Genomic DNA, 10173 nt, shown 5'->3' with positions numbered 1-10173 from the left:
ACAGAACCGGAAAAACCAACGAATCCAGAGAAACCAAAGAATCAAGAAAAGCCAGTTCTGAAACAAAATGAAAAGATGGTAGCGAGTAAATAAAGAAAAGCCAACTGATATTGCCAAAAAGGTACTCATAAAAAGAGTACCTTTTTAAGTTGAAAGGGGTCATATGGATGTTTGTTAATAGTGCAAATTTAGTACAAATTTCAAGTCTAGATAAAAGTTTAATGGTGGTAGGTCGAGTGGGAACAGGGAAAACGAGGGAATTGAAGAAAATAGCTTTAAGTTTATCAAAAGTTTTAGTGTTAGATCCACTGAGGGAATACGAAGACGAAGGATTCGGGAAGCAAACAGAGGGTCATGTGACTTTACAACACTTGGATTGTGAATCGAATGAGGGGTATGAGAATTTTAATATTACAGAAGATGTGATAAATATAGCTAAACAATATGAATATGTAATTGTAGATGAAACCAATTATATATGTCAGGAAGATTTTATATACTTTCTTCAACAGATGAAGGATTCCGACATAAAAGTAATAGCAAGTTTTCAACAAAAGCCATCAGATGCCCAAATTACTAAGAAATTTGGGTATATCATATCTTTAGATGTATCGAATGATTTCGATAAGATAACAGAGTATGAAAAATATAATTATGATTCGGGCTTTGGCTTAAAGAAGTAATACGTGTGGCTAGATTGAACAGAGGTGATGCTTTGATATGTATAGTGAAAAGATATCAATCAAATATAAATTAGCTGAAAAAGAAGTACTCATTCCATTGAGTGCTTTTTTGTTTGTTGGAATGTTTTTAATCGCTAATTTTTTATTAAACCTAACTTTAGAGCTGATAGAAACAACATTTAGTGATTTATTACATCCCAAACCATTTCATATGGAGGTAGGATTTCTTTTTCAGATGCCAATTGCAGAACATCCGATTTACTACATGCTTGTTTTCCTTGTAGTGATTGGAACCATTGCAAGAACAGTGTACAAATTGAAATCTTCCTTTAAAAACTTAAATAATCATGAGAAAGGATCTAGTCGTTTTACAACAGTTGAAGAGCTGAAAAAGCAGTACCGAGCTGTACCAGATCGAGAGGAAACATTTAAAGGTGGCGGTGGTGTTGTTATCTCCCGATTAGGTGACAAGGTATTTATTGATGATAGCCCGGTAAACAATTTAATCATTGGTACAACACGCTCTGGTAAAGGAGAAACCTTTGTATTTCCTACAATTGATGTCTATTCTAGAGCGGAACATAAGCCATCTTTAATTTTTAACGATCCAAAGGGGGAATTGTTCAGCGCATCAAAAGAAACGCTGGAAGAACGAGGGTATCACATTGAAGTTTTGAATTTATTAACTCCACTTGATTCTATGAGTTATAACTTATTGCAGCTTGTCAAAGATGCTTATAAAGATGGAGATTATTCAACAGCGCAAGCACTATGTAAAACACTCTCACACACTTTGTATTATAAACCAGGTGTTAAAGATCCTTTTTGGCAAGATTGCGCTATGAGCTTATGTAACGCCATGATTTTAGCCATAACAGATAAATGTATTGCAGAAGGAACAGAAGAAAAAATAACGATGTATGCAGTAGCTAACATGCTATCGGAACTTGGTTCGAAAGAAATAATTATAGATCCAGAGGAACCGCCGAAAAATGCTTTAGATTTATATTTTGAGAATTTGCCATCAGACAGTGTTGCGAAAATGCAATATGCAACTTCTAATTTCTCAAAAGGGCAAGCTAGAGGTGGTATTTTTACACAAACAATGAACGGTTTATCTATTTTTACATTTGATGAAATCGCTAAAATGACAGCAAAAAATAGTGTGGATTTAAAACGTGTAGGTTTTGGAAAAACAATAAAAGGAAAAGTGACACCTAGAAAACGAATAGAAATTGTATTTCCGGATGGCTCAAAGGAGTCTATCAAATCAGATATTACGGGACGTTTTGCATTAGATTTTAAGAAAGTAATAAAAGTTGGGGATACCATTCAATTTAATGAAAAAGGAAATAAGAAAAAGAAAACATCTATTTCTATTATGAAAATAGATGAAAAGACAGGTGATACAGAATTTAAAGTAGTAGAAGAAAATGAAGACATACAAGTAATAACAGTGGACTATTTCGATAAACCAGTCGCTATTTTTATGATTACACCAGACTTTGATTCTTCAAATCATGTGATTGCTTCTATTTTTGTAAGGCAGCTTTATTTTATATTGGCAAAGGGTGCATCCCTCGCTCGTGGAGGGAAATGTCACCGTGAAGTGGTTTTTTGCTTAGATGAGTTTGGAAATATGCCGAGTATTGAAGGAATGGCAAATATTATCACGGTTTGTCTTGGTAGAAATGTTCGCTTTAACCTTGTAATCCAGGCATATGCACAATTGAAAAATAAGTATGGTGAGGATGCAGATACGATTGATGGAAACTGTGGGAATACAATTTACATTCTAACTAACGATCAAGAAACCGCCGAAAAAGTTTCTAAAAAACTAGGGAATCAGACGATTAATCTATCTTCCCGAAGCGGAAAAGGTCTTTCTACTGAAAAAAATAAAACGGAAAGTCTAGATCAACGACCACTGTTAACAGCAAATGAACTTATGAATTTTAAAGAAGGAGAAAGTGCCGTTATTCGTGTCATAAAACGTCAGGATAATAACAGAAAACGGATCAGACCTCGCCCGATTTATAATACGGGAGAAACAGCCTTAAAATACAGATGGGAGTACTTAGAGCAAGAGTTCGATACAGATAAATCTATTTTAGATATAGATATTGATTCCTTACATGTTGATGTGGAACCGAAAGAACTTATTGTAGATTTTTTAGGAGAGAGAAAATCAGAACAAATTGAGAAAAAAACATCAGAACCAGAACAAGTACAAGAACAAGAAGCTTCTTCCCAAATAGAGACACCGCAGCCAGTAGAAGAACCAACAATGATGGGAATTGATGAAGAGATTCCGGAAGAGGCGTTTCAGCAGGAAGATAGCCCGTTTGATTCCCTTTCCATTGAAAATTGGAAGGGAAAAACGGTTAATGAATTTTTTGAATCTGATTTAGCGGTTTTGAAACTGGTTGATAAGTTCTTTTTAGCACAATTAGGTAAATCAATAGATGAAGTTGAAAATCAAGAAATGGGCGAGTTTTACAGTGAATTTCAAATGTTAGCTCATAATGACCACATCGACAAAAGTGTTTATCAAGCAGTCGAAAATAAGATTAATCGAATCTTGCGTGATTTAGAAGAAAAAGAACAAGTAACAAGTTAGAAAGCACTCAAATAATTGAGTGCTTTTTTGATTCCAAACATAAAGGAGGAAGAGGCAATGCGTGTACCGACAATCACAGATAAAATGCAAGTGATTTTAGATAGCTACTCGCCATTTGTGACAGAAGAAAATGAGGTCATTCTTGGTCTAGAAGATGCGGTTCTTTTCCTTTCAGTAGATCGGGAACAAAAAGGGAAATTGATTATTCGTATCGACAGACTAAATGAAAGGGTGAGTTGGACAGCAAAAGAAGTATTGGGACAATAGCAAGCATGAGAGGAGGGTAAATAGTGAAAGATGAAGAGATTTTAAAGGTTTTAGAATCGTTCTCGGATTATCTTCAAGTAGGAGACATCGTGAATTATGTATTGCGTTGGCTAGGATGGTTCTTAATTGTAGGTTTATCTTTAGTTGTAGATGCTTTAGAAGGTGTGACAGATGCCATACTGGGGATCAAAGGATTCTTTAATTCACCGGAAATACAAAATTTTGTTGATATGTTATATCCATTGTTTGTCGTTCTTTTAGCCATTTCGTTTTTATATATTGGCTACATGTTTATTATGAACAAACAAATGAATCGTTCTCAAATTATCATCAATATTTTCATAACATTGAGTGTACTTTGTTTATTAAGTACTGGTATGACAAAGGTCGATAAGTTCACCGATGATGCCATAGCGGTTGTGAAATCTGAACAAAAGGGTTCTTTAAGTGATGAAATTATTAAGAAGAATATAACGGATGTTGCAGTAATAGATCAAAATGGATGGAAAAAGAATGAGGATATGAATCCGAAAAACAATATTCCTGAAAAAAATATTAGACAGATAGATATTACTGAAAAAATAGATAAAGATTTTGCGTTCACAAAGGATAAAAATTTATCGGATGATGGTCAGAAAATTTTGCAGAATAAAAGAGTAATGGATGCTTTAGGAGTCGCATCTTTAGCCGAATTAAAAGATGGATGGTTTGATTTCTTTCCAGAAAAGTATTATCGCTGGCATTGGAATTTCTGGAATATATTCTTTACTTTACTGATAACAGGATTAACTTTGTTGTTAGTAAGTATTAAGTTAGCTAGATTATTTTATGAATTGTCTTTTAACTACTTGTTAGCAAATATATTAGCACCAGCCGATGTTGCGAATGGTCAAAAGTTAAAAGCTGTATTATCTAATATCCTCAATATATTTATAGCAACGATTATGATATTCCTATCTTTAAAGTTATACCTAATAGGAACAGCTTTTCTCCATGACAAATTAAATGGTGTACCGTATCTGATTGCATTAGCCGCATTTAGTATGGCTGTTCTAGATGGTCCAGCAGCCGTAGAAAGGTTATTCGGTATAGATATTGGATTAAAGAGCAGTTGGGGTATGTTAGTAGGTGGTTTCGCACTTGGTAAAGGAATTGGCAGTCTTGCAAATTCAAAACCTATGAAGAGTCTCGGAAATATGATTGGAAAAGGAGCGAAAGGTGCAGCAGAAGGAACGGGTGTTGCAGCAGCTAAAACAGCAAGTGTGGCAGCGATGGCAACAGGTGGCGTGGCAGGGCTTATAAGCGGTTTGAAAAAAGGGAATGGGTCTGAAAATAAAGAGTCCTTGCAAGATCAAATGAAAAAAGCGGATCAGAAAAAAGTAAATGGTAATGATTTAGCAAAAAATGAAAAAGAAAAAGGTAACTTAAATAAGGAAGAAGATAAAAAGAATGGTGGTATGCCATCTATTCAAGAAGACATGAAAAAAGAAGGGAATGAAAATCTAGGGGTAGCAAATGGTCAAGAATCGGGAACAGCTAGTCTTCAAGATGAAATGAAAGAAGCTGGAAAATCAAATGGAGCGATTGAAGGAAGTCAAACACCGGGAACAGTAAGACAAGGAGCAAGTGAAGGAAGTCAAACACCGGGAACAGTAAGACAAGGAGCGATTGAAGGAGGTCAAACACCAGGAACAGTAAGACAAGGAGCAAATGAAGGAAGTCAAACACCAGGAACAGTAAGACAAGGAGCAAATGAAGGAAGTCAAACACGAGGAATAGTAAGGCAGGGAACAAGTGAAGGAGGTCAAACACCAGGAATAGTAAGGCAGGGAACAAGTGAAGGAAGCCAAACATCAAGCCTGGCACCAGTAGAAACACCAAGATCAGTACCAAGTGGAGGAAGCCCGGCACTAGTGGAAGCATCAAGATCAGTACCAAGTGGAGGAAGCCTGGCACCAGTGGAAGCACCAAGGTCAGTACCAAGTGGAAGTAGCCCGGCATCAGTGGAAACACCAAGATCAGTACCAAGTGGAAGTAGCCCGGCATCAGCCGACATCGTAACGGTGACACATAGTAGCCCAATTATTCCTTATGAAAGTGATAAAGAAGTGGCAGCAAGTAGAGGTCAAGAAACACGGACATTAGGACAATATACAACCGAAAAAGTTAAAAATACGACATCATCGGTGAAACAAAAGGTAAGAGGTGTACAAGAACGAATTAATACTTCTGAAACGGTACAAAATACAAAGCGTTTTTATCAAATGGGTCAAAATACGGGTAAAAGTTGGAGAGATATTGTGAACAAAAATAAAAAGAATACGGATAAAAAATAAGCGTAATCGTACGCTTATTTTTTATTGTCGAAAAGGAGGGAATCCCGATGAGAAGCTATCGGATTCCGAAGGAAATCAGTACAGAATTACGGATTAATAAAGTGCTTTATTTAATAGATTTCTTTTTATTAATTGGTTTATTAGTTGTAACGATGATTCTTAGGAACTTCGTACATGAGTCCTTTCAGTTACCATTTATTCTTTTCATGGTAGCTATTGCAATTATCATGATTTGGCGACCAAGTACGAATCCACAAAAACGAATGTATGAAGTATTGATTATTACATTGCTAAGAAGGAAAGGTGCATATTGCGCCATTGATAACGATCAATAAGGGAGGGATCACATATGGCGTTATTCAGTGAAAAAAATGTAGAGAAAGAAGAGCCAAAACAACTAGAAAGACCAAAGAAAAATGCATTTCGATTTAACGAAAAGAATGTAAAAGAATCACTTTCTGAACCAAAAGAAATTGTGAAGGTGGTACCCAACAAAAAGAAAGAAGATAAACCAAAGGTAGAACCACAAGTAAAAAAACAGGAGAAAGAAAAGGCAAAGAAAGACGCTTCGAAAAAGAAAAATCCAAAACTTTTAGGTTTTTTATCTAGAAAAAAGAAAGAAGCACCACCAAAGGTAAAGAAAAGTATTGCGGAAATTATGCAAATTGTAGACATAACAGAGGATGGCATATTTGAACTGAAAAATGAGGAGTTTTTAGAAATTCTTCAAGTCGAAGGTGATGATATGTTCTCTAAGAATAGCGATGAACAAGCATTTGTTATCTTCTCACATGCGTATTTTTATCAAGCCTACAAACAGTCCATTAAACTCGTTTTTTTAAACTTCCCATGTCAAACAACCGAACAACAACGATATATTGAGAAGAAAATTAAAGGATGTACCAGTCCTTTGTATGAACGAATTTTAAATCAAAAGTTAAAAGAACTTCAGTTTTTAGAATGGGGCAGAACCAATCGTGAAGCCTTCTTATTTATTTATGGAGAAACGGAATTAATCGTAAAAGAACGTGTAGATGCAGCAAAGCGATACATCAAACGCTCTACGGAACTATTAGAGGTGGATGAAGAGAAAAAGTTAGAGCTTATGTTTAAATTGTTTAATCAAAATGCAAAATTAGGAACGAAAAATATATGGTAGTAAGGGGGCAACAATATGTTTGCGTTCAAAAGTAAAAAATCCAAAAAGGAAAAACAAGAAGAACTAAAAAAGAAGAAAGGTTACAACCCTTATTTAGTGGCTAGAGTTCAGCCACAAGGGGGAATTAGTTTTAAAGAAAGTTATTTTCAAACAGGTGATGGATTAGGTACTTGTATTCATGTCTATGATTATCCAACAGAAGTAAATGATTTTTGGTTAGAGCAAATTATGAATATGCCGAATGTGATTACGACTTTAGATGTCATGAGTGATGATCGAAAAGAGGTCGTTGAATCGATTAATAAATCCATGAGTGAACAAAGTGTTCGGCATGATACAGCGAAGGATAATATAGATCGGATCGATGCGAAAAATGAATTTTTAGAGCTGGAAGCTCTCTATACGGATTTGAAACAAGGTGAGGTCATGAAACGTATTCACATTCGTATTTATGTTTCCGCTAGAACAATAGCTGAGCTAGAAAAACAAGTAAAAGAGATTATGGAAACATTAGAATCTTATAACTTTCGAGGAGCTGTCTTTTTAAATGAACAAGAGTATGAATGGGATGCACTCGTAACGAGCTTTGATACACAAAAAAATTATGTGAACCGAAGAAAAGGGAAAGAAATTCCGGCAGTTAGTTTGGCTGGTGGGTGTCCGTTTCATTATTCCTATTTGCACGATCCATACGGTACGTATTATGGAACAACGAAAACAAAAGGAAATGTTATTTTTGATATCTTCCATAAAGACAATCAAAGAAAGAGTTATAACGGTGTAATGATTGGGAAGTCTGGTGCGGGGAAATCAACATTATTAAAAAAGAAAAGTGTGGATTATGCAAGTAAGGGTCATTTTGTTCGGATATTTGATGTGGTAGAAGAGTTTACAGATACGATAGAAGAGCTAGGTGGAAAGACAATTGCGTTAGATGGATCACAAGGTCAGATTAACCCACTTCAAGTATATAAGACAGCAGAAAGTGAGGAAGTTAGTTTTACCCAGCATTTATCTAAACTAACAATTATTTATCGATTCATTGCGCCAGAAGCAAAAGATGATGAAATTAAAGAATATGAAAATTTGCTTCGTAAATTATATATTCGTATGGGATTATGGAATGACGAAAAAGGAGTGAAAAATGAAATTACAACAAGAAAATCAAAAGAATATCCGATTTTCTCTGACTTTTTAATGTTTGTTCGTAAAGAATTATATCAAGATGTGGCAGCTAAGAAACATCATGATAATTTAGGAGACAGTAGAATTCACCGTTTAGAATTAATTGAATTAAATCTTACGAATTTAGTAGAAGCATATGCAGAATTATTTGATGGGCATACTACCATTGAAGATTTCAAAAAAGAACAAGTTGTATCTTTTTCCTTACGGAATATATCCAGTTTTAAACCAGAGGTATTCCAGGCACAGATCTTTAATGTGTTAAATCTCCTTTGGAATGAAATGATTTCAAATGGTGCGCCTCAATTAAAAGCCTTTAACAAAAAGCAACTTGCATTTGAAGATGTAATTCGTTATTTCATTATTATTGACGAGGCGCATCATATCATAAACACGAAAAAAGAAAGCGCCCATGCACTACAATTTTTAACAAAACTTAGTCGTGAGGATCGAAAATACTTTGCAGGTCTTTTATATGCAAGTCATACAATTCGAGATTTTGTACCGGAAGGATCTTCACAAGAAATGATTGATGAAATTAAAAAGCTCTTTGAACTTACACAGTACAAATTTATTATGCAGCAAGATAATAACAGTTTAGATATGTTACGAAAAGTATTTGCAGGACAGTTGAGTGAAAGTGAGATTGCAGCGATTCCACATTTGCCAACAGGGGATGTCATTATAAGTATTGGGGCTGTAAAAAACATTCATTTTCATGTAGAAGTAACGGACGAAGAATTGATGTTATTCGGGGGAGGTGCTTAATACCATGCATCTAGTTTTAAAAATCATACCAAAGAAATGGCTCATCACTTTAGCGTTAATTGTGATGGGTCTTTTTTCTTTTCTTTTACTTGGAGTTGTAAGTATTTTTATTGCAGCAATGGGAAATGATAGTGGAACAAACACAGGTGATATTACCTATACAGGTGAAGGGCAAGTCATGAATGTTTCGCCCGAAGTTTTGAAATGGGAACCAACTATTCGGAAATATGCGAAAGAGTTTGGTGTGGAACCGTTTGTTGCTTTAATGCTTGCTCAAATGATGCAGGAAAGCGGAGGGCGTGGTAGCGATCCGATGCAGAGTTCTGAGGGTGCATTTAATACGAAATATTGTAAAAAACCTAATTGTATTACAGATCCAGATTACAGTATCTGGGCTGGCGTACAGGAGTTTAAACATGCGATAGAAAGAGCTGGTGTAACAAGTCCTGGTGACATGGATCATATCAAAACAGCCCTACAGGCGTACAATTTCGGAACAGGATTTTTTGATTTTATTAACTCCAATGGGGGCAAATATACAAAGGAATTAGCCATAAAATTCTCACAGGAGCAATACAAAAAAGTAGCACACACAGGAATGTATCATTGCCTTAGACCCGAAGCTGTTCCGTTTCAAGCGTGTTATGGGGATATCTTGTACGTTGATGCGGTTTTGAAATATTATCAGCCGGGTTCTGTTGTTTCTGGTGGTGGAGGCAATTCTGGAAGCGGAGGAAGTAGTGGTGTAAAAGTTGTTGATGTTGGTCGTCCATTGATAGGAAAAAGTACTTATGTTTTAGGTGGAGGACGAAAGCAAAGCGAGATTGATAGGAATATATTTGATTGCTCTAGTTTTGTACATTGGGCATTTAAGCAAGTAGGAAGAGAGTTAGGACCTGTAACGGATGTTAATACAGAATCACTGAACAAAATTGGTCAAAAGATATCGCCAAATGATATGAAACCTGGTGACGTAATATTCTTTGATACTTATAAAAAAGATGGGCACGTTGGTTTTGTTGTAGATAAGGATCATTTCATTGGTTGTCAAACAAATAAAGGAGTATCTATCGAAGATCTAAACAATCCGTATTGGAAAAAAGTGTTTACTGGTCATGTAAGAAGGTTCTAAAAACCGAAAGAATAGGAGACTAA

8 protein-coding genes are annotated in these 10173 nt (G+C 35.4%); all 8 read left to right on the top strand.

From position 1 onward, the window contains the following. Positions 1-167 precede the first annotated feature (167 nt). The 8 genes from DN390_RS28615 to DN390_RS28580 are packed head-to-tail and all read left to right on the top strand — an operon-like array spanning position 168 to position 10150. The gene (locus DN390_RS28615) at positions 168-683 is read left to right on the top strand and encodes a hypothetical protein (RefSeq protein ID WP_147809151.1); all 516 of its coding nucleotides are present in this window, start codon (positions 168-170) and stop codon (positions 681-683) included. Between the two features lie 37 nt (positions 684-720). Beyond that, the gene (locus DN390_RS28610; protein WP_147809150.1) at positions 721-3303 is read left to right on the top strand and encodes a VirD4-like conjugal transfer protein, CD1115 family; all 2583 of its coding nucleotides are present in this window, start codon (positions 721-723) and stop codon (positions 3301-3303) included. A 57-nt stretch (positions 3304-3360) separates the two neighbouring features. Continuing rightward, positions 3361-3570 (top strand): hypothetical protein, encoded by a 210-nt coding sequence (locus DN390_RS28605; RefSeq protein WP_147809149.1) that lies wholly within the window; start codon positions 3361-3363, stop codon positions 3568-3570. A 23-nt stretch (positions 3571-3593) separates the two neighbouring features. Next, the gene (locus tag DN390_RS28600) at positions 3594-5906 is read left to right on the top strand and encodes a pLS20_p028 family conjugation system transmembrane protein (protein WP_147809148.1); all 2313 of its coding nucleotides are present in this window, start codon (positions 3594-3596) and stop codon (positions 5904-5906) included. Positions 5907-5953: 47 nt separating this feature from the next. Then, entirely contained in the window at positions 5954-6241 is a 288-nt protein-coding gene (locus DN390_RS28595) for a DUF5592 family protein (protein ID WP_001258281.1), read from the top strand. A 14-nt stretch (positions 6242-6255) separates the two neighbouring features. Next, entirely contained in the window at positions 6256-7065 is an 810-nt protein-coding gene (locus tag DN390_RS28590) for a hypothetical protein (RefSeq protein ID WP_147809147.1), read from the top strand. A gap of 15 nt (positions 7066-7080) precedes the next feature. Next, a complete protein-coding gene (locus DN390_RS28585; RefSeq protein ID WP_147809146.1) occupies positions 7081-9018 on the top strand; it encodes a VirB4 family type IV secretion system protein in 1938 nt (645 codons plus the stop codon). Between the two features lie 4 nt (positions 9019-9022). After that, positions 9023-10150, top strand: coding sequence for a bifunctional lytic transglycosylase/C40 family peptidase (locus DN390_RS28580; RefSeq protein ID WP_147809145.1), 1128 nt, complete (start codon positions 9023-9025; stop codon positions 10148-10150). Positions 10151-10173 lie beyond the last annotated feature (23 nt).

This window comes from Bacillus sp. SH7-1, assembly GCF_008042405.1.
In the GTDB taxonomy this organism is placed as follows: domain Bacteria; phylum Bacillota; class Bacilli; order Bacillales; family Bacillaceae_G; genus Bacillus_A; species Bacillus_A thuringiensis_N.
This window is presented reverse-complemented; position numbering and strand designations above follow the sequence as displayed.

Coding starts and splice junctions, on each gene's coding strand:
- DN390_RS28615 (WP_147809151.1), top strand. CDS start 168: ATGTTTGTTAATAGTGCAAATTTAGTACAAATTTCAAGTCTAGATAAA.
- DN390_RS28610 (WP_147809150.1), top strand. CDS start 721: ATGTATAGTGAAAAGATATCAATCAAATATAAATTAGCTGAAAAAGAA.
- DN390_RS28605 (WP_147809149.1), top strand. CDS start 3,361: ATGCGTGTACCGACAATCACAGATAAAATGCAAGTGATTTTAGATAGC.
- DN390_RS28595 (WP_001258281.1), top strand. CDS start 5,954: ATGAGAAGCTATCGGATTCCGAAGGAAATCAGTACAGAATTACGGATT.
- DN390_RS28590 (WP_147809147.1), top strand. CDS start 6,256: ATGGCGTTATTCAGTGAAAAAAATGTAGAGAAAGAAGAGCCAAAACAA.
- DN390_RS28585 (WP_147809146.1), top strand. CDS start 7,081: ATGTTTGCGTTCAAAAGTAAAAAATCCAAAAAGGAAAAACAAGAAGAA.
- DN390_RS28580 (WP_147809145.1), top strand. CDS start 9,023: ATGCATCTAGTTTTAAAAATCATACCAAAGAAATGGCTCATCACTTTA.